Source organism: Agarivorans gilvus, assembly GCF_001420915.1.
Classification (GTDB): Bacteria; Pseudomonadota; Gammaproteobacteria; order Enterobacterales; family Celerinatantimonadaceae; genus Agarivorans; species Agarivorans gilvus.
The window spans coordinates 49,439-70,237 of the sequence record NZ_CP013021.1; the positions used below are offsets into that span (position 1 = coordinate 49,439).

The window sequence follows — 20,799 nt, forward strand, 5'->3', positions numbered from 1 at the left end:
AGCCGCAGTAGCGGCTTTTGTTGAATACGGGCTTAGGCTTTTTCGCTTAATGCTGCTTGGCTAAATTGAATACCATCCCAACCGTTTTGAATAAATTGGCGAATATTTTGGTGGTCTTCAGCATAGGGCTTGGCTAAGACATCTTGATAGTACTGGCCAAAAATATGCAGCGTTTGCTGTTTATCCAACTGATTTAATTGGGCGAAGGCGAACACTTTGCATGAACCATTGTTTTCGCCAGCAGCATTTTGTTGGCTGCCGTTACTAAATGCACAAGGGCTAAAATCGTAGTTGGCGTCAATCAACGCGATACTATCTTCAAAACGAACTTGTTGTGGGTCGTTTGTCAGTACTTCAATAAAGCTTGCAATATCTGCCTGTGGCATACCTTACATCCTGTATGTTGGGGGAAAATCGGCCCCACCATAGTTCCTCCGCTGGCTTCGGTCAAGCTTTAGCGCGCGGTTGGGTTTGAATCAACCACATGGCTAGCATCACCAATAACGCCCCGGGTGCTAAGCGCCAAGAGAGTTGTTCGGTGCCCAACACAACCGTAAATATCATCACTAAGACTGGTGTTAGGTAGCTATAGGCGGCTACTTTAGTTGGTCCCAGTTTTTGAGTTCCCAGTTGCAATAAGAAAAAGGTGAATAGGGTGGTAAATAGGGCTAAGTAAAGTACTCCAATATAGGTGCTTGGTTCAACTTCTGCCCAAGTGACTTGGCCGAAACTGGGCAAAGAAACCAGTAATAAGGCTAAGGCGCCAAAGCTAATTACCCAGAACGTCATCACTTCTTGAGGCTCACCGCTATAAACCTTCTTAAGAAAGGCGTTATATAAACTCAGTAAGATACAGCCAAATAAAAAGAGCAAATCACCGGCGTTTAATTGCAGGCTTAGCAGCGCACTTAGATCGCCACGAAAGACTATCCATAAGGCGCCAATAGTGCCGCTGAGCAGGCCTAAAGAGCGTCGCCCACAGCGCGCTTGTTTAATTACGAAGAAGCTGGCAATGGCAGTCATGGCGGGCAAAGTAGTATACAAGGCGCTGGTATTAAGCGCGCTGGTGGTGCGCAGTGCTTCAAACATACACCAGAAGTAGCCGACCAAGGGCAAACTTAGCAGCGCATAGTTTAGTAGTGCTTTAGCAGGAGGTAGAGTAAGCCCATTTCTACCAAAAACATAGGGAGCAAAAAACAGTGCAGCAGCTAAAAAACGCAAAAACATCATGACGACTGGCGGCAAGTCATGAGTAATTGCCGCGCCTACCGGAAACGAACTAGCCACCAGCGTTACCATTAGTAACATTAAGGCGTGAATTGGCAGCTTACTCTCTACCTGTGAGGGGGTGGTATTAATCGATTCTAGTTTGGAAAGGTATTGCATGATTTCGTCTCAAGTTGCTTAGGTGAGCATTGTAATCGTATAGTTTGTTTCTGTTAATCAGTTATATTTGACATATACTGTTGAGATAAAGTTTACAATGGTGGGTTTATGGAAGGGTTTTCGGCAATTCCGGTATTTGTGGCGGTGGTGGAGAGCGCCAGCTTTTCGGCTGCTGCACGTGATTTGGGGATATCTAAATCTGCGGTCAGTAAACGAATTAACCTGTTAGAACAGCAGCTGGGGGTGAAGCTCCTACAACGTACAACGCGTAAGTTGAGTTTGACTGAGGCCGGTCAGCAGTATTATCAATACGCTGCTCAAGCTTATCATTCGGCTAAACAAGCCGAAGATGTAGTGGCACAATTACAAGGCGAGCCGCAAGGGCGCCTGCGGATTAATACCCCGATGTCTTTTGGGCGTTTACATATTGCACCGCTAATTGCCAAGTTTTTAGCACTCTACCCGAAGATCAGCATCGATATGGTGATGGACGATAAGCAGGTTGACCTAGTCGCAGAGGGCTTTGATGTTGCGATTCGAGCGGGCGATTTACCCGACTCGTCATTGGTCGCGCGAAAACTGGCCCCCCTGTATAACGTATTGTGCGCTTCTCCGGCCTATCTGGATAAATACGGTCGCCCTAGTGAGCTTGAGCAATTACGGCAACATAATTGCCTGCAATTTACTTATTCCCGTGACGTTAAAGAGTGGTTGTTTATTCGTGATGGCCAAAGCCAGGCTGTGGAAGTTAAAGGTAATTTTAGAGTAAATAACAGCGAGGCGATGCGCGAAGCGATGCTGCAGGGACTAGGAATTGGCCGCCTACCCACCTTCATTGCCGCACCTGATATTAAACAAGGGCGCTTAGAAGCACTATTTGAAGATTATGAGATGCCCAGTAAAAGCATTCACGCGGTATTTGCCGAGCGCCAGTTTCTACCAGCGAAGGTAAGGGTATTTATTGATTTTGCTGTGGAGCACTTTGCTCAGGAGCAACGCCACTGGGGTGCTTAGTGGCCTAAATCGCCGGGTTTGCGACCAGTTATTCAAAGAGCTCCGTTATATAGGCTTCAATTCACAGTGCCTTTGCTGAGTTGCTCTCAACACCGGTAGGTGCATATACACCAACTAATAGCCAATGTTGGCGCACTCATTAAGTAATGTCGTTTCCGACTTTGCGCCAAAGCAGAGGAATATGGGGCTGCGCTTTGGCGTTAAGATGGCCGCTTATTAAGAGTAAAGAAAATAATAAAGCCCAGCCTCCCCATGCTGCCTTCCAACCAGTAAAGATTCGATATCTTTAGAGATCTTAAAGCATAGTGGGTTGTTGCTCAGCTTCTGATAATTTAGCCCGGATGGTTAATTTGAAAGATTAAATTGATTTAAATCTGCATCTTAAACGCTGGGATCTGTTAATTATGGTGGTTGCGCAGATATTAGAAGCGGTAAATGGAACATCGGACAATTGGGTTAAGAGATAGCCTTAGCCCGTAAGGCCGGTTTCTCAAATAATGGCCTTTTATAGGTCGATGTTTGGGTAATAAATAGGGAATAATTATGATTAAACTATCTAACAGTTTTTTATTGCTAGTGTGTGTGCTGGTGGGCTTGTCGGGCTGCGCTAGTGTTGAAAGCAATCTCACCAATACTTTCGCTAAGCGTAGTGATGATTTTGGCGCTTATCCCAGCGATTATCAACGAGTGATTAGGCAAGATTTTAGTAAACTTGCGACGATACATCATCCTGAGTTTTTAGATTTTAAAATTCGCCGCCCGGTGAAGTTTTATAAAGTGTCACACTCTGGCTCAGAGGTAATATGGTATGCATGGGTAGCAGAAGTGGCAGTACCTGAGAAGGCTGTGTATAAGTTTCTCTCCGGCGATAGCACCGACTGGACGGTATATTATGTTCGCTTTAGCGGCGGTAAAATTACCGAGGTCATCCATGGTGAAGATTATGCCTACCTAAAATCCCAACAGGGTTATGAGTTAGTTGAGCAAGGTAATACCGGCTATTTCAGAGCCCTTAACCGCGGCGCAGTGGTCAATAAAACATACAACACTTTAATTTCTTTCAGAGATGACCTTCCACCATTAACAGAAGTCGAGCAAGCAAAGTTGCAAACGCCTAAAACCCAAGGCTCTCAGCAGCCGGTTTCCGAGCAGTTACGCGAGCTTCATCAGTTGTACCAGGAAGGCATTATTAGTGAGCAGGAATTTACAGCGAAGAAGAAACAGTTACTCGAACTGTAAGCCTCTTTTTTCCAAGGCTCCGCTCATCATGGCAATGATGGGGAAGCAGACAATCTTTGACCTTAATGTTTAGTTTATGGTTTGGCTGTTGGTCAGTTGACCCTTCGGTAGATTTAGCTGGTTAAAACTTTGCGCTAAAGCTCGACTTAACGCTGGAACTAACTCCGCATGTTTTTCATGTAGGTAGTGGTAAAGAGAATATTCCTTTAGCACCGCCACTTGTTTTATTTGAGGGTAGTGATGATGATCCAGTTCTCGTTGAGCAAAGTTGTTTGGCAATATCGCTAAGTCGACTCTATCACGCTGCAGCATCAGCATGGCTTGATGAGGCGTATTCACTACCTCTAGTTTGCGGTGAAAGCTAAGTGGCTGGCTCACCGTTAAAATACCGCGAACAATAGCTAGGCGATAGTTACGCAGGCTTTGCCAGTTTTTGATCACTATGCCGTGTTGCTTTGAATAGGCGACGATCTGCCCCTGTTGAATGGGAACATCGAGTTGTAAATAGTGAGGAAGCAGAACTTGAGTGGATGCGTCTCTAGCCAATACGGCGTCAAACTCTTGGTCTTGTTCAGCTTGTCTTATCGCGCGTAGCGCTGGCATTTGAGTTATGGATGTATCTAATCCTAACTGAGCATAAGCCTGCTGAACCCCTGTTACTAAGGTTGAATTCGCTTCTTGATTAATTGAAGATACGTGCATTACTGGTTTAGCAAAAAGCCAATTCGGCACGATGAGCAATAAGCATAAAACGATCGCTTTCAACGGAACTCCTATCACAGGTAGTCTAAGTAAAAGGTGTCAAAATAGCCTTCTTAGCAAAGCGACGCAGTATAGTTAATTAGCTTGTTGGCTCAAGTCTTTATTAGCGGAAAAGATTGAAAAACATCCAAGTTGCTTGTGGTGTAGCCAATTGTTGGCTCAGCTTTGAATTAAACGTTGGTGTATAAATCTTTGTTTTATCGAGTTTATTGCGGCAAGAAGGCGGATTTTAGCATTCTCTCGACTCCATCGACAGGGCTTATTCTACTTGTTCTAGCTGGGCAAAGGCCTGAGTTAGCGCCGGAACGAGCTCGCGATGTTTATTATGGATAAAGTGGTACAAGTAGGTTTGGCCTAATACTGCCACCGGTTTTACACGAGAATGACCATGATGTTCAATTTCGTAGCTACCAAAAATATCGGGGAGAATGGCTAAGTCAACACGCCCCGTTTCCAACATTCTTATGGCCTGATGAACGCTGTTTACTATTTCAAGTTTTTGGTGATCGGCTAGGGCCTGATTAATCGATAAGAAGCCGCGCACAATCGCGATACGATAGTGATTAAGGCTTTGCCAATCACTAACCGCCATATGGGGACGGGTGGCATAAGCAACGTGTAGTAAGCGCCGAAGCGGTATATCAATCTTTATATACTCAGTTAAATAGCTTTCAGCGGTGGGTTCGCGTAGCAAAACTGCATCAAATTCTTGACTATGCTTGGCTTGTTTTAACGCTCGTAGGGCCGGCATGTATTGAAGCTGGGCGGTAAAGCCAAGTTGCTTATAGGTTTGTATTATTTGTGTGATGGTAGCATGGGGAATGTCTGCTTCACGCACTGTTGCGATTTGCATTATTGGGTTGGCAAATAAGCTGCAAGGGAAGGCGAGCCATAAGCAAAAAATCCAGATCCTCAACAATATTCCTTATCAATCTGTTGTTGCGCTACGATTTAACTGTAGCTAGGAGGTTAGGCACTAAGTATAAGCCGTGGGGGTTAAGTCTCTTCTTATAAGATTTACGCCTAAACGAACTAACGTCCTCGCCAGCGTGGGTTAATTATTGCCCAACGTTCATGGTCTTTCCAACCCTTTCCGCCAATATTTAAGTAGTTTTTAGATAACCCCTCTTTTACAAATCCAGCCTTGGCCACTAATGCTATAGATGTCTTGTTGCTAGGTTGAATATTTGCCTCAAGGCGATGTAAGTTCAATTCATCAAAGGCTTCTTTTAATAATAAACGCATGCCAACTCTCATATAGCCTTGAGCTTGATGAGGCACAAAAACTTCGTAGCTAAGATAAGCTGATTGGAAAAAACCGCGAATAATGTTTGATATATTGAAGGTGCCAACAATTTCACCATGCTCAGCCAAACACAGTAAATAGCGGTTGGGCTCTTCTAAATAGGCTCTTACATTGCTCGGTGGATAGCTCCAAGGTCGAAGGAAAATTTCACTCTTTTCATAACATTCGCTTAGTTCTTCTAGATCACAACGCTCGGGTTTTCGTAGGTAAAGTTGCGGGCTCACACAGCTCATCCTTAATGTTTAAATGTTTTTTATTTAATACCAACAATTTTGATAAGGCCATAAATATCAAAGAATGCTTAGTGCTTACAACGTAAACTATGGGTTTATTTTTAGCAAAAGGAAGCGGCTATGTCCGATGAAATGAACAAATCAGAAGTAACAGTGGTGGACGTCAAAATTCCGTTTATGTCGATGGTGGTTTTAATGGTTAAATTTGCCGTGGCCTCTATTCCGGCACTACTGATTATTAGCGTTATTTTCGGCTTGGTTAGCATGATATTTGGTGGCTTTTTCCATGGTATGGGGCGATTTTAAACTTGCCATATTCGCCAATGTTGAACAGAAGGTGTTGAATGTTAAGACCCAATTTATCCCAAGGCTCAAGCCTATTGTTGGGCTTGAGCCTAATGAGTGCTGTAAGCGCAGAACTATGGGTTTGCCATAATGACTATGAGGCGCGTTGTTCTGAGCTGGGTTGCGCAGTATACCAACAGGATGATTTTACGCCTGCGTCAGTGTTATTGAGTAGTGAAGGTGAGCTAGAAATTTGCTTGTATACGGGGTGCTGGCAAGGGCAAGGCCAAGTGTTGGCGCAGGCTCCTTATTTGGTTATTCAAGGAAACAAGCTTGATTGGAATAGCCCGTTTAAAGTTGACCAACAAGATGCACTGCTAAGTCTAGAACGCTCGTCTAATATTGCTACTATGCAGGTGGCTGGTTTTCAGCTTAGCCTATTGTGTCATTAAACGATCACTTTACTGGCGCCAAGCGCTGCTTAAACTTGCTTGGCACTGGGCATAAGCCTAACTAAGTAAAAGAGCAGTGGAACAGTCATGCAGTATAAAATAGTAAAAGCTAAGACAGAGTTTGCTGATGCTATAGCCCGCTTAACCGGACAATTGTCTTACGCGGTAAGTCGTGAGGAAACCAAGCAGTGGCTGATTGAATTAGAGCAGTCGGAGCGTCATGGTGTGTTTGTCGCGCTCATCAAACAAGATCTAGCTGGCTGGTTAGTGGTAGAGCATCGTTTATCTTTAGAAGCTGGCCATCGAGCTGAGATTACGGGGCTGGTGGTGGGCTCAGACTATCGCCGTAGTGGTATTGCTCAAGGTTTAGTGGCCGCCGCGGAACAATGGGCTAAACAGCAGGGTTTAGCGCGTATGGAGGTAAAGTCTAACGCTGCCCGAGTCGAATCGCATTTGTTCTACCCGTCGGTGGGTTATCAGCTAGAGAAAACCTCGCATAGCTACGCAAAAAAACTCGGCTCGGGCACATGAGTTGGTAGTGGAATGGCGGATGTGTAGCGGTTAATGGTAGCCCTAAAGTTAAACCCTCATAGCCTTAGCAATCCCAAGTAGTCGGTGGGCTGCACGCTTGTATTACTTCTTTAGATTTCCTACATTGAGTCATTGTGACTAGCCTCGCTGGTATGCCCTAATTGTTTCTTGGTAAGATGGGTTCAGCAATTTAGCTTATGCTTAAGACATTTATACATATTTTATTGATTAATAAATATAATTTACGTTTTGTTATGCTTGAAAAAACGGTATGTTTGGATTTTGACTAGTAATAGTTACGAGCAGGAAGAATTTGATACAGGTAGAACGGAATATGAAGCCTGAATGAAGTGTAGAGACGATAATCATGGACGAAAATAGTAGCTATTACACGATATTAGATGCGCTGCCAGACCATATTTTCGTTTTCTCGGAAACCGGCATATATGTTGATGTTTTTGGGGGGGATGAAAATGCAACAGGCTTTGATTGCAAGCCATTTATTGGTAAGACGCTGCACGATATTGCCCCAGTAGATATGGCTGAGATGTTTTTGTCTTTTATTTCTCAAGCTTTAGCCGAAAATGCCACTCAAAAAGTAAAGTATAAATTTGCTGAAGAAGAGATGATTGATTTACCCGCTGACATCCCTCATCCTCAGGAAATTTGGTTTGAAGGTATCATCAAACCTCTGCCAATGTTTTATAAAAATCAGCGCACGGTACTTTGGGTGGCAAAAAATGTTACTCAACAGCATGTGCTTGAACAAAAGTTGAAAACACTCTCCGAGATTGATGAACTCACTCAAGTACCCAATCGTCGAACTATTTCTCTGTCCCTTAAAGCAGCCATTAATGAATATCATCAGTTTGAACGGCCCTTTTCTTTGATGATGTTTGATATCGACAATTTTAAAAGGGTCAACGATACCTTAGGCCATCCCATAGGCGATGAAGTCATTAAACATGTCGCTAAAATTGCTAAAAGTGAATTGCGCAGCAGTGACAGTATTGGTCGATTCGGTGGTGAGGAATTTCTTATTATTTTAAGAGATTCTGACATAGATAGCGCTTGGCGCGTGGGCGAAAAAATCCGCAGAAAAATTCAACAACAAGCCTGTTCCTTTGATAAATATGATGTTCATGTCACGGTGAGTCTAGGTATTACCACTGTACTGCCTGAGGATACCCATTCTCGTAATATTTTAAGTCGCGCAGACATGGCCATGTACTATTCGAAAGCCCACGGGCGTAATCAAACCATTCGATATAGTGCAGAAGTTGAGAGAGCTGATTCAGAAAATTCTAAATATGACTGGCTTACACCTAAACCCAATTTAAAGTAGTTTATGTAAGTTAAGTTGCTAGTTTTACAAAAGTTTTAGTGATATTTTTGGGTTTATCACTAAGTGAAACTAGGATGATAAGATGTCACGGAACGATGCGCCTGGGCTGGTTATAGAAATGAGTCGAGGTCCTTTTCAAAATAATGGAGCGACGCCTTGGTATTGCATACTGGGTGTGGGTTCACCAGCGCAACAGCTTTATTTTTGTTTTGATACCGGTAGCAACTTCAATTGGCTGACTTCTTCTTTGTGTGGCGAAGGCGAATGTCAGCACTACGCTGGGCATCAATTCCAAATAGATGCATCAAACAGCTTTGAATGGATTAGCCAAACTACACGCAAAGTATCATTTGGTCCTTGGGGCGATATGCAGGCCGCTTTAGGGTCTGATGTGCTAACTATTGATGAGGCAAACGGACTTGCTTTAAGAAGTGGCATTTTGTTGTCTAGCCGTTATGACTCGAGCGAATTTGCCGAGTTGGATTGGGACGGTGGGATAGGTCTGGGTAGTAGCCAAACCGACAGCTCGGGCTCAGCTTCACAAAACACCTCTTTGCGCTGCTACCAACAACAAGCAACAACTGGTGAAGAGTTTGACTTCTTTCTACAACTGATTCAAGCCGGTCTTGTTAGCCAAGATAAACCCTATATGTCTTTTGTTACTGAGAAAGATAGAGCCTATGTTGGTTTTGGGGTATTGGAACAGTCCTATTCCAGATCATTAGAGTACGTGTTTTTACCATGGGCATGCTATCAGCCGGAGGCAAGTTACCTGTGGACAACAGCCAATGCCAGTATCGGGCTAAAAGGGGAAGCTGCTGTTGGAAGCAAGCTATTTTTCGCTTTAGACAGTGGCTCTTCGCAATTTAAAGGTGACTATGCAGTGTTGAGTAGCCTGTTTAAGCTTACCCAGCAGAGCCATAAAACGGTGGTGATTACGCTGCACGATGAGCAGGGACAGCCCTACACCGAGCTGAGCATACCCAGCGAGCTGTATTTGTGTGAGATAGAAGCGGGCCAAGATGCCGGTGAAACACTGGCACAATTTAACGCTCTTGAGGGAGCTGAAGGTATTTTACTGGTGGGCTCGGTGTTGATGGATCATCTCTATACGGTTTATGAGTATCAGGTAGATGAGCAGCAAAATCTATCTCCCCTTGGCATATGGATATTTAATAAACCGGATGGACCTAAGATACTTTCTAATCAGCAGTCAGCACCTGCAGACATTTTTAATCGTTAAGGGGCAAAAATGAGTGATGTGATTAATGGCACTTGGAATAATAGTTATGGTTCAAGCATGCAGTTGTCGCTGGTGGATCAGCAGATATACGGCACCTACCGTTCGCATACTGGCTCAACTGGCGTGTATTTATTAGTGGGAAATTGTTCAAGCAACGCACCGACTAAAGCGGCAGGGAAGAATTTAGCTTTTTCAATTTTTTGGCGAAGTATTCAAGGTGATAAAGCCGATGATAGTTGGCATTGGGCTGGCTCAATGTGTGGCCAGTTGTTGGCTGATGGACAAATGACTTTGTCAAATACCATCGTGGTATCGGTACCTTTTGAACAATTCTCAAAAGGTAACTATGTGGATGAGCTGGTATTCACTAAGCAGAGCGAGTCGTCAGAGCTTGACATTCCAAAGCTGTTCGCAAGCACTGAGCCGAAGGCTGCTCAAGCCCAGCCCTTAGTGGGGACTTGGGCAAACCAAACGAGCCAGCTCACAATACAAGCAGTGAATATGCTAACGGGCTTGGCTAAAGCCAGTTTAAGCCAGCAGGAAAAGACGCTGCAATTGCTTGGATTTATCGACGTCTATGCTGGCTCAGCCTTGGCGCAAAGTTTTTCCTTCACCGGCATTGACCCTAAAAGCCAACAAACCATGTCAATTTGTGGTGCGCTTGAACAGCAACAAACCGAGCTGACTATTTATCAATGGATTTCGCAGTCTACCCCAGCAGATACTAGTTTTATGCAAGCAAGGATTGCTGCGCAATTGCTGGTTAAACAAGCCTCTTAACAGGTGGTTTAAGTCATACATTGAGTGGAAAGTAGTAAGCAGTGGATACATTTAGCCGTAAGGCTAGTCACGGAAAGTACCGAGTAATGGGTTATGATCAATACGATTATAGCGACTATTTTATCGATGAATTTGTTTCGCTGGAGCAGGCTATGGCCTTATTAAAAAAGCGGGTGGCGAAATCTAATGCCCTTCCTACCTCCTTCTCGGATGTGTATTTTATTTACAACGACCTAGAGCAGGCACTGTACCGCGGGACTTTTGATAAAGGTATAGAAAAGCTGTTTGAATAATGAGCCTGATGCGGCACTTAACTTATTAATTCAGTACTTAGCTTATCCAACTGGGGGAAATCAGCTGTAGTGACTCACTCGCTAAGAGCGTAAGGCAAAATATTGATGAATAATCTAAACACAGTTGAAATTAAATCCTTTGTTCCAGCTAAAGATTTCGCTTTGTCTAAGTCTTTTTATCAAAGGCTTGGTTTTGAGATGGCTTCCGAGTTTGAGGGAGTGGCTTATTTTAAATCCGGCTCCTGTGCGTTTTTGCTGCAAGACTTTTATCAGCCTCAGCATTGCAATAATTTTATGATGCACCTGTTAGTGGAAAGCGCGCAAGCGTGGTATCAGCACATCGTGGACGCCAATCTTGCTGAAGAGTTTTCCGTTCAGGTGACGGAATTAGTGGAACAACCATGGGGAATGCTTGAGTTTTGTATCACTGATCCCAGCGGGGTGTTGTGGCGAATTGCTGAGAAACTGCTGCGTTAAAAGTAGCTAAGGCTGAGTTTGCTGAGCATTATTGGCTAGGCGTGAAATGTTAAGAGGAGAGAGAATTGAAACATATAGGCATAGCTGCTGTTACGGCTGAAGGTGCTGCGCTTACCGATAAATATATCTGTTCTGCTTTAGAGCAAGTATTTGGTCGTTATACCCATCCGGAAATTACCATTCATGGCTTTTTACTTTAAGAACACATGAATTATGGCGATGATCGTTTGAAAAAGTGGGAGGAGCTATTGGTTAAACCGATCTACAAGTTGCAAGCTATTGGCGCAGACTTAGTGATTTGCCCTTCTAACAGCCCCCAGAAGTATATCAGCAGGTTTGTCAGCGCATTTCTATTCCTTGGCTTAACATTGCTGATGCCGTGGCCGCGGTTGCTGAAGCCAAGGGCTATTCTAAGATCTTGCTATTGGGCACGTCCTTTGCCTTTAATCGTTCACTTAATCCCAATGCTTTTGCGAATGTCGATGCTGAACTGTTACTTTCCAATCAGTCCGAGCAGGCCTTTGTGCACAGTACGATAGTGAATGAATTGATTTCCGGTGTTGTGACTGAGCAAGCAAAGGACACCATGAAGCTCTTGATTAACAAATATCAGCAGGCAGGAGCTAACGCGGTAATTTTGGGCTGTACCGAACTACCGTTGATCATTAATGCGCAGTTGAGCGCATTAGCGATATTAGACTCTACTACCATTTTAGGTGGTGCGGTCATTCAAGCGGCTAAATCGTCGGGCTTGTGCATTTCGTCAGCTTGGCTGCTGGCGAGTTGTTCGCGATTAAGTACGTAGTGATTTTTAAGAGAGGATGATTTTATGAAACTGTTTTTGTCAATGGCTGCCTTGGCCTCGACCTTATTTGTTCAGTCTGCGGTGATTCATGCTGAGCCAGCACGTCCAGAAAGTATTAAGGCCTTGATGCAGCTTAGTGGCTCGGGGCAAATGGGCATGCAAATGATGCAACAGCTTTTGCCAGCGTTGAAACGAATGGTGCCAGATGCGCCTGAATCGTTCTGGAGCGACGTTCTGGACGAAGTTGATGCCGACGAAATGGAAAATCGAGTCATTCCGATATATCAGAAGTATTTAAACGAGGCCGACGTGCAAGCAATAAACCGCTTTTATCAAACCGACGCGGGGCAAAAGCTAATCAGGGTACAGCCGCAAATCATGCAGGAGTCTGTAGCGCTAGGACAGCAGTGGGGGCAAGAGATAGCAAGGCAGGTATTGCTTAAGTACCAACAGCAGAGTAAGGCCAACAATCCCTAGTTAATAGCTCTCTTTTCTTAGGCGCTGCTATTAAGTACTTCACTTGTTGTTTCGCTACAAACTGGAACAAAAAAGCCGCCTTCATAGGGCGGCTTTAAGCTTTTTAGTTTCTAGCAAAGACTTACTCGGAGCTGCTCAGTAGCTGTTGCAGTTGCTGGCGCTCTGGCTCGGTCATCTGGGTTTTATTCAAGAAAGGCATATCTTGAGAAACGACGGCTCGGGCAATGATACGTTCCTGCCAGCGCTCTACATCTTGCCAAGTATCTAGCATCACCCCTGCCGGGGCGGCGGTGAAGATGTCATCATGCGGGGTTCGACTATGACAACTGCTGCAGCGCTGCTGTACTATGTCCATTACTTGCTGGTGCTGAGGACTTAGCCCAGTATCAATAGCAACTGTGGACTAACTGCAGCATTGCTATGAACCTTAGTCCAGCTTACCAGTAGGGCTAATAGCAACATACCTATAGCGCCGCTAACAATAATCACCGGCTTATGAATGCCTTGGTGTTTTAAGTTGAAGAAATGGCGGATCCAAGCACTTAAACCAATAATGGCACACAGAATAATCCAACTATGGCTGTGTTGGTAAATCATCGGATAGTGGTTACTGATCATCAAAAAGATAACCGGTAGGGTAAGGTAGTTGTTGTGTACTGAGCGGCGTTTAGCTTCTAAACCTGGCGCTGGGTCAACAGCTTCACCGGCGGCTACTTGGGCTACCATTTTTTTCTGTCCGGGAATAATTTTAAGCCAAACGTTAGACACCATAATGGTACCAATTAAAGCGCCTACGTGAATAAAGGCGCCGCGGCCACTAAACAATTGGCTAAAGCCAAAACAGAACAGCGCGCCAATAATCACCAAGCAAATGCTTAAGGCTAGCGGTTTGTTGGCTAAGGGGGAATGCATCAGTCCTTCATAAATTAACCAGCCTAGGGCGATGCCTCCTGCGCCCAAAGCAACGGCTTGCAAGGTGCTAAGCTCCATTACTTGAGGGTCAATTAAGTAGGCGTCGGCGCGTAGGTAGTAAATCCAAAATAGCAGCAGGGTGCCGCTAAGCCAGGTGCTATAGGCTTCCCATTTAAACCAATGCAGTTTTTCCGGCATGGCTTCTGGGCCTACTTTATATTTGGCTACTTCATAGAAGCCACCACCGTGCACGGCCCATAGGTCGCCCTTGATGCCTTTTTTCTTTTTCCACTCGGGAGGGGTGTCTAAGTTGTTATCTAGCCAAACGAAATAAAAACTGGCTCCGATCCAGGCTACGCCTGCAATTACATGAAACCATTTAATAAATAAGGCTAACCATTCATATATCTGTGGCCACATCGTACTGTCCTTGTTGGTAAACTTGTTGTCCGGCTATATAGGTTTTGGCGATTAAACGGTCATCGCCCAGCGTTGTTAACGCAAATAAGGTGTCACTGAGGTTTCTACTGTGCTGCACTCGCTGGCTTAGCATCGGCGTGGCATTGAGGTTCAATACCACAAAGTCGGCTTCTGTCCCTACGTTCAAATTGCCTACCTTGTCTGCCAAGCCCATGCTTTGTGCGGCGCCCTGAGTACATAAATACAGTGACTCGAAGGGGCTTAAGCTGGTTTGTTGTAATTGGCATACCTTGTAGGCGTCGGCTTGGTTGGCAAACATACTTAAGCTGGTGCCGCCGCCTACGTCGCTAGCTAGTGCCACCGATACTCCTTCGGCTAGCGCGCGTTGATAGTTGAACAGGCCACTGCCGAGGAAGAGGTTAGAGGAAGGGCAGAAGCTAATGGTGGCGCCTGCTTGGGCTAAACCGATATATTCGCGGTCGGTTAAGTGAATACCGTGGCCAAATAGGGCCCGTTCACGCACCAAACCATGTGCTTCATACACCGCTAAGTAATCGGAATGGTCGGGAAATAGCTCGTTAATCCATTGCACTTCATTGGTATTTTCCGAAAGGTGAGTTTGAATAAAGGTATCGGGATGTTCACTGGCCAGTTGCCCCGCCTTGGCTAATTGTGCCTCACTGCTGGTGGGGGCAAAGCGCGGTGTAATCGCATATAAGGCACGGCCTTGTTTGTGCCATTGCTCGATCAATTGCTTGCTGTCGCGATAGCCTTGCTCTGGCGTGTCTTGTAAAAAGTCTGGGCAGTGCCTATCCATCAATATTTTGCCGCAGATCATGCGAGCATTGTAGCGCTCGGCGGCTTCAAAGAAGCTGTTCACTGATTGTGGATGCACCGTGGCAAATACACTGGCGGTGGTGGTCCCGTGAGCGAATAACTGCTTTAGAAAAAACACCGCCTGAGCACTCGCGTAAGCGGCGTTAGCAAATTGTCGCTCGGCTGGAAAAGTATAAGTATTTAGCCAATCTAATAGTTGCTTGCCATAGCTGGCGATAATCTCCACCTGCGGGTAGTGCACGTGGCTGTCAATAAGGCCGGGAATAATCAGCCCTTGATGTTGCTCAATTGGCAGTTGAGCGGCATCAGGCTGAGCGGCAAAAAACTCGGTAGCTGCCCCTAGAAACTCAATCTTTCCCTGACTGACCACTAATACACCATCTTCCCAATATTGATAGTGCTCGCCAGGGTTAAGGGTGCTGCGAGGAAAGTGTAAAATACTGCCTCGATGCAGTTGGTGACTCATATTAACTGCCTCGGTACGTAGAATAGCTGTAGCCGCTTAGTAGCAGCGGAATATGGTAGTGGGCTTGTTCGGCCTGGCTATTAAATACCACGTCGGCTAAGGGGAAAAACACCTGTTTAAATTGGCTTTGGCAATACTCTTCCACAAGAAAGCGTAAGCAATAGCAGTCGGGCGCGAGCTCTAGTTCGTCGAAGCGGCAGCGCCCATCGGCGTTAGTCACGCCTTTGGCTAAAAGGGTAGTTTCGCCAAAACGGTATAGTTCAACAGGAATACCAGTGGCAGGTTGTCCCTGACTGGTATCTAAAACATGACAGCTAAGTGTGCTCAAAATAGATTCTCCATTCTTAAAAAGCTGATTTGCTGCTGTTGTTCAGCGGCAGTGCTTAATTCTTGTTCACGGCTTTGTCCGTAGCGTTGTTGTAGCGCTTGTAAAATCACTTCAGCGGGTTTGCCGCTTGCGCAGATGATGAAAATAAAACCATAGCGCTCTAGGTAGGCGTGGTTTAAATCTAGTAGTTGTTGCAGGGTATCTTGCTGGGCCTCGGCCACTTGGGCTTGCTCAGCTTGGCTTAAGTGTTTGGCTTGGCTGTATTTTTTTTGCAAGCTGCTCATGTCACCAATCATTGGATGGCCAGCAAAGGCTTCTAACCAGTCTGCTTCGTTAAGCTGCTTGAACGCGTCTTCGGCCACTTGTTTAAACTGCTGCATCGAGCGAATAGGGCGCTGCTTTAACATAAGCTGCTGCCAGCGCTGGCTACTACAAATATGCTGCAGTTGCTCCAGATATTGTTGTTGAGAGAGCGCGTTTAAGTTATCAAGCTTAGGATTAGTCATGGCTCTCTCCCATCTCTAGTTGTTGGCGTAGCTGGTTGCTGGCCTGCCATAGCTGTTTCTTATGCTGTTCGCTTTGCTCGGCGGTGCTGGTGGTAAGCTGTTGTAGTTTTTCCAGTAATTGTCCGCTAATCGATACCGCCACCTGCATCGGCAACTTGCCCTTAATTTGTGGTAAGCCCAGTGGGCAAACCAGTTTCTCGCTGAGCGAAGGGTCGCTAAGTTGTTCCTTAAGGCGGTATCTAAAGCGCTGGGCTTTGGTGGCCGAGCCAATCACCCCCACCATGGCTAAATCGGAGCGCTCTAGCGCAGCTAAGCTCACCGCAAAGTCGATGCCATGGTCTTGGGTAAGAATCAGCACGTGGCTGTTGGCTTTTAACTGGCTCACGCTGAGCTCGGGTTGTTGCTGATAAAGCGTGTTTACCCCTAGCTTGGCGATGGAGTCGAGCCATTCTTGGCGGTTATCTACCACCGTTACATGCAGCGGCAATTGTGACAGAATTTGACACAAGCTATGGCTAACATGGCCTGCGCCGTAAATCACCACCGAGGCTTGTTCTACTAAGAAGTATTCGAACAAGACCTGTACCGCGCCGCCACAGCATTGGGCGAGATCTGCGGCCAAGGAAAAACGCTCAATTTGGCTATGGCTCTGGCTTTTTGTTAGCTGCTGGCGAGCGTGTTTAATCACTTCAAACTCTAGCTGTCCGCCGCCTAGGGTATCAAATTGCTCTGTTTCGCTAATTACCATTTTGGCGCCATTGGCCCTCGGCACCGAGCCCACTTCGGCTAAGACGGTGGCAAGGCAGTAAGCTTGCTGTTGCTGATTAAGCTGTACGCAGGCTTCTAGCCAAGTGTTTGGCTTAATTTGCTGATTCCAATTATTCATGTTTGCTCTCCAGATATGCAAACTGGCGTTGGCAAGCCATTAGAATGCGTTCGTTAGTCGCAGGTGCATCTAACTGGGCCGGCAATTGATGTTCACTAATTGAGCTTACTGCATCATAAATGGCACACCAAGCGGCGATAGCTAACATGAAGGGGGTTCACCCACCGCTTTTGAGCGGAAAATGCTGTGCTCGGGATTGGCTTGGTCAAACAAGGTGATGTTCATTTGCTTGGGGTAGTCGCCAATGCTGGGGATTTTATAGTTAGCCGGGCTTTGGCTGAGTAAGCGTCCATCACCGTTCCATACCAATTCTTCGGTAGTTAACCACCCCAAACCCTGAATAAAAGCGCCTTCAATCTGGCCGATGTCGATGGCTGGATTTAAGCTGCTGCCCACATCGTGCAGAATGTCTACTTGGTCAAGGGTCATTTCGCCGGTAAGGGTATCTATGCTCACCTCACAGCAGGCAGCGCCTAAGGCAAAATAATAGAAGGGGCGGCCTTCGGCTTGCTCGCGGTCATACCAAATTTTCGGAGTTTTATAAAAGCCGGTGGTCGACAGTGATACTCGGCCCAAATAAGCCTGTTGGATTAATTCTGCCCAAGCGATGCTTTGCTCGCCAATCAGTACGTGGCCGTCTGCTATGCTGATTTGCTCGGCGCTTACCTGATAGTGCTCTTGGGCAAAGTCGAGTAAACGTTGTTTTAATTCTTTAGCGGCGTTGTGCGCTGCCATACCGTTTAAGTCGGTGCCTGAAGAAGCCGCGGTAGGCGAGGCGTTAGGGACTTTATCGGTACGAGAGGCTGTGACCAAGACATAATCAAAAGGGATCCCCAGTGTTTGCGCCACAATCTGTTGCACCTTAGTGTGCAGACCCTGGCCCATTTCGGTTCCACCATGGTTGAGCTGTACGCTGCCATCGGTGTAAATGTGAATTAGTGCACCTGCTTGGTTGAGGTGCTGAGCGGTGAAAGAAATACCAAATTTAACCGGACATAGAGCCAGCCCTTTTTTGATCAACTGATCTTGGCGGTTGTGCTGCTTAATTTGCTCTCGACGAGAGCGGTAATTGGCGTTTTCTTCCAGTTGTTGTAGTAGATTTTTTAAATCTTGATGTTGCTCAACTGGCATGCCGTAGTGGGTGGTGGCATGGCCTTCACGATAGAGGTTTTTATAACGTACATCAAGGGCGTCTAAGCCTTTAGCAACGGCAATGTCTTGCATTGCTTGCTCAATTAGCATGATGCCTTGTGGGCCGCCAAAACCGCGAAATGCAGTGTGCGACACCATGTCGGTTTTAAGCCGATGACCCACTACCTCTGCTTGGTTTAAGCTGTAAGCGTTGTCGGCATGGAACATGGCGCGGTCAACAATCGCATCGGAAAGATCCGGCGAGTAACCACATAGGCCATTCACTTCCATCTTAGCGCTTTCGATTAAACCTTGTTTGGTCACGCCTAGCTGATAGCGGTTATAAAAGGGATGGCGTTTACCGGTCGAGGTCATATCCACGCTGCGCGGTAGGCGCAGTTTCACTGCTTTGCCGGTGTGAATCGCCGCCATACTGGCTAAACAAGCCCACTGCGCGGCTTGGGTTTCTTTTCCGCCAAAGCCACCCCCATGCGGCGCATATCTACATCAACCCGATGCAGGGCGATGTTTAATACTTCAGCGATGAGTTTTTGTAACTCGCCGGGGTGTTGACTAGAGGTATACAGCAGTACTCCGCCATCTTCGTTGGGAACGGCGAGGCTGACTTGCCCTTCAAGGTAGAAGTGTTCTTGCCCGCCTACCTGTTGCTCGCCGCTTAATACCAACTCGCTTTGCTCTAGTTGAGCTTGGCTAATCGGCTGGCCCATTATATGGCTGGGGCGAACTAGGCTTTGTGGATCGCTAAGGTCGCCACGTTGCTGGGCGGTCAACACGATATTTTGCTCGGCTTCTACCGTGACAAGCTCTTGGTTAGCCCAAGCGGCCAATTTCCAGGCTTGGCGATGGCTGCGCGCTACCACTACCGCCAAAACTTGACCATAGAAGGAAATTTCACCTTCGCAAAGCAGTGGGTCTCCGCCGAAGATCGGGCCAATGTCGCGATGGCCGGGAATATCATCGGCGGTGAATACCGCGACTGCGTCTGGATGTTGTTTGAGCTGGTCGAGTTTTAACTCCAGTAGCCTCCCTTTAGCGATGGGACTGGTGATTACCGCCGCATGTAAGCTGCCTTCGGGGAGGTTGCGGTCATCCACAAACAGGGCTTCCCCGGCCACTTGTTTAGCTGCACTTTCGTGGGCTATAGATTGGCCAATAATCTTGCTTGGGGCGCGTTGATGAAGCTGTTGGGTCGTTAATTTACGCATGGGCGGCTAACCTTGTGGGAAGTTGCTGACAGTAGAGATAGAAGCGCTTGAGTAGGTTTTGCACTAACAATACTCGGTACTCGGCGCTGGCGCGCACATCATCGATGGGTTTCACGTATTGAGGCACCATGGCTTGCACTTGCTTCAAGCTTGCCAGGTCAAATACTTTGCCCACTAAGCCTTGCTCTAGTTCTGTTAGGCGCACAGATTTTGCAGCAACGCCACCGGCGGCAATGACACACTGACTCACCCGTTGCTGATCATCTAGCTGGATATTCAGTGCCAGTACTACGGTGGTAATGTCATCTTCGTAGCGCTTACTGACTTTGTAGATTTGGTGCTTCGCGCTTGGCGCTAAGTCTGGTAGATGTACCGCACTGATCCATTGATTTTCTTTGAGTTTAGTTTGTCGGTAACCGGTAATGTAGTCTTCAGCGGCGTGCAGCTCGATGTGTTTACCATCATCCACTTCCACTTTACCGTTCAGGCTAATCAGCAGTGGGGCGATGTCACCAATGGGTGAGGCATTACCTAGACTGCCGCCCAAGGTGGCGCGATGGCGAATGGTTAAACTACCTAAACGCGAGAATATCTCGTTGGTAGTGGGGTAGTGCTGCAGCATAAACTGGTGTACTTCATTTAAATTGAGGGCCGCACCAATGCGCCAGCCACCGTCGATGCGAGTGATTTGTTTTAGCTCGTCAACCGCGCTGAGATCGATCATTTGCTCAATTTGTTTATATTGTTGGGTGACTTCTAAGGCTAGATCTGTCGCCCCCGCTACCCAGCGAGCTTTAGGGTGAGCTGCGCGAACTTTGGCTAATTCTTCTCGGCTGCTTGGCTGCCAATAGTTTACTCCGTCTAAACCTTCACATTCGTCCATCCACTGTTTTACTTCAGCTTCTTTTTGCTGAATGTGGTCTACAGTGGGGCCTTGCTGGGCGATGTCTCTGGCCACTTCTATCAGCGGACCATAGCCGGTGCAGCGGCATAGGTTACCGGCTAAAAACTCTTCTGGGTGTTCTGGTGCTTCGCTTTGGCGAGACAGGGCATACAAAGACATCACAAAGCCAGGAGTACAGAAGCCACATTGGCTACCGTGTTTATCGACGATAGCTTGTTGAACTGGGTGTAATTGTTGGCCTTGTTTAAGGTATTCAACGGTAATCACTTGTTTGCCGTGCAGAGCGTGTAGCGGCGTAATACAGCTGTTAATTTGTTGGTAACGTAAACCCAAAAGTGGGTCGGCGCTTACCATCACTACAGTACAGGCGCCACAATCGCCGCTGGCACAGCCTTCTTTAGTGCCAACTAGGCCGCGTTGTTCGCGGAGGTAATTAAGCAGCATGGTATCGGCGGCTTGGTCGCTGATGTAGAACTGCTGGTCATTGATCATTAGTTGTAGCATTACAACTCCTGTTATTTCTCATAAAAGTTGTCCAATTGGTCAACTTTTGGT

General features: G+C 46.4%; 22 protein-coding genes and 3 pseudogenes. 13 read left to right on the forward strand and 12 right to left on the reverse strand.

Features of this window, described 5'->3' with window-relative positions; all coding sequences use genetic code 11:
- Positions 1-32 precede the first annotated feature (32 nt).
- Both AR383_RS00290 and AR383_RS00295 read right to left on the reverse strand, forming a co-directional pair.
- A complete protein-coding gene (locus AR383_RS00290; protein ID WP_055731312.1) occupies positions 33-386 on the reverse strand; it encodes a HopJ type III effector protein in 354 nt (117 codons plus the stop codon).
- A 61-nt stretch (positions 387-447) separates the two neighbouring features.
- Positions 448-1,386 (reverse strand): DMT family transporter, encoded by a 939-nt coding sequence (locus tag AR383_RS00295; protein WP_083481442.1) that lies wholly within the window; start codon positions 1,384-1,386, stop codon positions 448-450.
- A 108-nt stretch (positions 1,387-1,494) separates the two neighbouring features.
- Between AR383_RS00295 and AR383_RS00300 the strand changes: the two genes are divergently transcribed.
- Positions 1,495-2,400 carry a LysR family transcriptional regulator gene (locus AR383_RS00300; protein WP_055731313.1) on the forward strand — a complete coding sequence of 302 codons (906 nt, stop codon included), beginning with the start codon at positions 1,495-1,497 and terminating at the stop codon, positions 2,398-2,400.
- A gap of 543 nt (positions 2,401-2,943) precedes the next feature.
- On the forward strand, positions 2,944-3,639 hold the full coding sequence (locus tag AR383_RS00305; RefSeq protein WP_055731314.1) for an SHOCT domain-containing protein: 696 nt from the start codon (positions 2,944-2,946) through the stop codon (positions 3,637-3,639).
- Between the two features lie 69 nt (positions 3,640-3,708).
- Here the strand turns inward: AR383_RS00305 and AR383_RS00310 are convergent, their stop codons facing one another.
- The 3 genes from AR383_RS00310 to AR383_RS00320 form a co-directional block, all read right to left on the reverse strand.
- Complete coding sequence (locus AR383_RS00310) at positions 3,709-4,404, reverse strand: type 2 periplasmic-binding domain-containing protein (RefSeq protein WP_055731315.1); 696 nt, start codon at positions 4,402-4,404, stop codon at positions 3,709-3,711.
- A gap of 256 nt (positions 4,405-4,660) precedes the next feature.
- Complete coding sequence (locus tag AR383_RS00315; RefSeq protein ID WP_157051609.1) at positions 4,661-5,254, reverse strand: type 2 periplasmic-binding domain-containing protein; 594 nt, start codon at positions 5,252-5,254, stop codon at positions 4,661-4,663.
- Between the two features lie 179 nt (positions 5,255-5,433).
- Positions 5,434-5,931, reverse strand: a complete 498-nt coding sequence (locus AR383_RS00320; RefSeq protein ID WP_198150196.1) for a GNAT family N-acetyltransferase — start codon at positions 5,929-5,931, stop codon at positions 5,434-5,436.
- Between the two features lie 129 nt (positions 5,932-6,060).
- Between AR383_RS00320 and AR383_RS00325 the strand changes: the two genes are divergently transcribed.
- The 11 genes and pseudogenes from AR383_RS00325 to AR383_RS00370 all read left to right on the forward strand — a co-directional run bounded on the left by AR383_RS00325 (position 6,061) and on the right by AR383_RS00370 (position 12,628).
- A complete protein-coding gene (locus AR383_RS00325; protein ID WP_055731318.1) occupies positions 6,061-6,246 on the forward strand; it encodes a hypothetical protein in 186 nt (61 codons plus the stop codon).
- Positions 6,247-6,284: 38 nt separating this feature from the next.
- Entirely contained in the window at positions 6,285-6,677 is a 393-nt protein-coding gene (locus AR383_RS00330) for a hypothetical protein (protein WP_055731319.1), read from the forward strand.
- An 87-nt stretch (positions 6,678-6,764) separates the two neighbouring features.
- Complete coding sequence (locus AR383_RS00335) at positions 6,765-7,208, forward strand: GNAT family N-acetyltransferase (protein WP_055731320.1); 444 nt, start codon at positions 6,765-6,767, stop codon at positions 7,206-7,208.
- Between the two features lie 367 nt (positions 7,209-7,575).
- Positions 7,576-8,553 carry a sensor domain-containing diguanylate cyclase gene (locus tag AR383_RS00340; RefSeq protein WP_055731321.1) on the forward strand — a complete coding sequence of 326 codons (978 nt, stop codon included), beginning with the start codon at positions 7,576-7,578 and terminating at the stop codon, positions 8,551-8,553.
- A gap of 82 nt (positions 8,554-8,635) precedes the next feature.
- The gene (locus AR383_RS00345; protein ID WP_055731322.1) at positions 8,636-9,796 is read left to right on the forward strand and encodes a pepsin-like aspartic protease; all 1,161 of its coding nucleotides are present in this window, start codon (positions 8,636-8,638) and stop codon (positions 9,794-9,796) included.
- Positions 9,797-9,805: 9 nt separating this feature from the next.
- Positions 9,806-10,576 (forward strand): avidin/streptavidin family protein, encoded by a 771-nt coding sequence (locus AR383_RS00350; protein ID WP_055731323.1) that lies wholly within the window; start codon positions 9,806-9,808, stop codon positions 10,574-10,576.
- Between the two features lie 41 nt (positions 10,577-10,617).
- Complete coding sequence (locus AR383_RS00355) at positions 10,618-10,869, forward strand: hypothetical protein (protein WP_157051610.1); 252 nt, start codon at positions 10,618-10,620, stop codon at positions 10,867-10,869.
- A gap of 105 nt (positions 10,870-10,974) precedes the next feature.
- Positions 10,975-11,346 (forward strand): VOC family protein, encoded by a 372-nt coding sequence (locus AR383_RS00360; RefSeq protein WP_055731325.1) that lies wholly within the window; start codon positions 10,975-10,977, stop codon positions 11,344-11,346.
- A 65-nt stretch (positions 11,347-11,411) separates the two neighbouring features.
- Positions 11,412-11,546 carry a hypothetical protein gene (locus tag AR383_RS22420; RefSeq protein ID WP_257720930.1) on the forward strand — a complete coding sequence of 45 codons (135 nt, stop codon included), beginning with the start codon at positions 11,412-11,414 and terminating at the stop codon, positions 11,544-11,546.
- Between the two features lie 134 nt (positions 11,547-11,680).
- Positions 11,681-12,151 (forward strand): annotated as a pseudogene (locus tag AR383_RS00365) (aspartate/glutamate racemase family protein); the annotation flags it as partial.
- 24 nt (positions 12,152-12,175) lie between these two features.
- A complete protein-coding gene (locus AR383_RS00370; RefSeq protein ID WP_055731327.1) occupies positions 12,176-12,628 on the forward strand; it encodes a DUF2059 domain-containing protein in 453 nt (150 codons plus the stop codon).
- Positions 12,629-12,749: 121 nt separating this feature from the next.
- On the opposite strand, the pseudogene AR383_RS00375 reads toward AR383_RS00370, so the two are convergent.
- The 7 genes and pseudogenes from AR383_RS00375 to xdhA form a co-directional block, all read right to left on the reverse strand.
- A pseudogene (locus AR383_RS00375) lies at positions 12,750-13,960 on the reverse strand (urate hydroxylase PuuD).
- Positions 13,941-15,263, reverse strand: a complete 1,323-nt coding sequence (gene guaD / locus AR383_RS00380; protein ID WP_055731328.1) for a guanine deaminase — start codon at positions 15,261-15,263, stop codon at positions 13,941-13,943. The pseudogene AR383_RS00375 and the gene guaD overlap by 20 nt, the downstream one beginning before the upstream one ends.
- Position 15,264: 1 nt before the next feature.
- A complete protein-coding gene (uraH, locus tag AR383_RS00385) occupies positions 15,265-15,591 on the reverse strand; it encodes a hydroxyisourate hydrolase (RefSeq protein ID WP_055731329.1) in 327 nt (108 codons plus the stop codon).
- Positions 15,588-16,097, reverse strand: a complete 510-nt coding sequence (gene uraD / locus AR383_RS00390; RefSeq protein ID WP_055731330.1) for a 2-oxo-4-hydroxy-4-carboxy-5-ureidoimidazoline decarboxylase — start codon at positions 16,095-16,097, stop codon at positions 15,588-15,590. Before uraD ends, uraH begins: the two co-directional genes overlap by 4 nt.
- Complete coding sequence (gene xdhC, locus AR383_RS00395; protein ID WP_055731331.1) at positions 16,090-16,983, reverse strand: xanthine dehydrogenase accessory protein XdhC; 894 nt, start codon at positions 16,981-16,983, stop codon at positions 16,090-16,092. The genes uraD and xdhC overlap by 8 nt, the downstream gene beginning before the upstream one ends.
- Positions 16,976-19,340: pseudogene (xdhB, locus tag AR383_RS00400) on the reverse strand (xanthine dehydrogenase molybdopterin binding subunit). The gene xdhC and the pseudogene xdhB overlap by 8 nt, the downstream one beginning before the upstream one ends.
- Positions 19,333-20,748, reverse strand: a complete 1,416-nt coding sequence (gene xdhA / locus AR383_RS00405) for a xanthine dehydrogenase small subunit (RefSeq protein WP_055731332.1) — start codon at positions 20,746-20,748, stop codon at positions 19,333-19,335. The pseudogene xdhB and the gene xdhA overlap by 8 nt, the downstream one beginning before the upstream one ends.
- Positions 20,749-20,799: the final 51 nt, after the last annotated feature.

What these genes read in the sequence shown, in the direction of transcription:
- AR383_RS00295 (WP_083481442.1), bottom strand. Translation starts at nt 1,386, where the DNA reads ATGCAATACCTTTCCAAACTAGAATCGATTAATACCACCCCCTCACAG.
- AR383_RS00350 (WP_055731323.1), top strand. Translation starts at nt 9,806, where the DNA reads ATGAGTGATGTGATTAATGGCACTTGGAATAATAGTTATGGTTCAAGC.
- AR383_RS00300 (WP_055731313.1), top strand. Translation starts at nt 1,495, where the DNA reads ATGGAAGGGTTTTCGGCAATTCCGGTATTTGTGGCGGTGGTGGAGAGC.
- AR383_RS00305 (WP_055731314.1), top strand. Translation starts at nt 2,944, where the DNA reads ATGATTAAACTATCTAACAGTTTTTTATTGCTAGTGTGTGTGCTGGTG.
- AR383_RS00330 (WP_055731319.1), top strand. Translation starts at nt 6,285, where the DNA reads ATGTTAAGACCCAATTTATCCCAAGGCTCAAGCCTATTGTTGGGCTTG.
- AR383_RS00325 (WP_055731318.1), top strand. Translation starts at nt 6,061, where the DNA reads ATGTCCGATGAAATGAACAAATCAGAAGTAACAGTGGTGGACGTCAAA.
- uraD (WP_055731330.1), bottom strand. Translation starts at nt 16,097, where the DNA reads ATGACTAATCCTAAGCTTGATAACTTAAACGCGCTCTCTCAACAACAA.
- AR383_RS00290 (WP_055731312.1), bottom strand. Translation starts at nt 386, where the DNA reads ATGCCACAGGCAGATATTGCAAGCTTTATTGAAGTACTGACAAACGAC.
- guaD (WP_055731328.1), bottom strand. Translation starts at nt 15,263, where the DNA reads ATGAGTCACCAACTGCATCGAGGCAGTATTTTACACTTTCCTCGCAGC.
- AR383_RS00335 (WP_055731320.1), top strand. Translation starts at nt 6,765, where the DNA reads ATGCAGTATAAAATAGTAAAAGCTAAGACAGAGTTTGCTGATGCTATA.
- xdhC (WP_055731331.1), bottom strand. Translation starts at nt 16,983, where the DNA reads ATGAATAATTGGAATCAGCAAATTAAGCCAAACACTTGGCTAGAAGCC.
- AR383_RS00315 (WP_157051609.1), bottom strand. Translation starts at nt 5,254, where the DNA reads ATGCAAATCGCAACAGTGCGTGAAGCAGACATTCCCCATGCTACCATC.
- AR383_RS00340 (WP_055731321.1), top strand. Translation starts at nt 7,576, where the DNA reads ATGGACGAAAATAGTAGCTATTACACGATATTAGATGCGCTGCCAGAC.
- AR383_RS00370 (WP_055731327.1), top strand. Translation starts at nt 12,176, where the DNA reads ATGAAACTGTTTTTGTCAATGGCTGCCTTGGCCTCGACCTTATTTGTT.
- xdhA (WP_055731332.1), bottom strand. Translation starts at nt 20,748, where the DNA reads ATGCTACAACTAATGATCAATGACCAGCAGTTCTACATCAGCGACCAA.
- AR383_RS00345 (WP_055731322.1), top strand. Translation starts at nt 8,636, where the DNA reads ATGTCACGGAACGATGCGCCTGGGCTGGTTATAGAAATGAGTCGAGGT.
- AR383_RS00360 (WP_055731325.1), top strand. Translation starts at nt 10,975, where the DNA reads ATGAATAATCTAAACACAGTTGAAATTAAATCCTTTGTTCCAGCTAAA.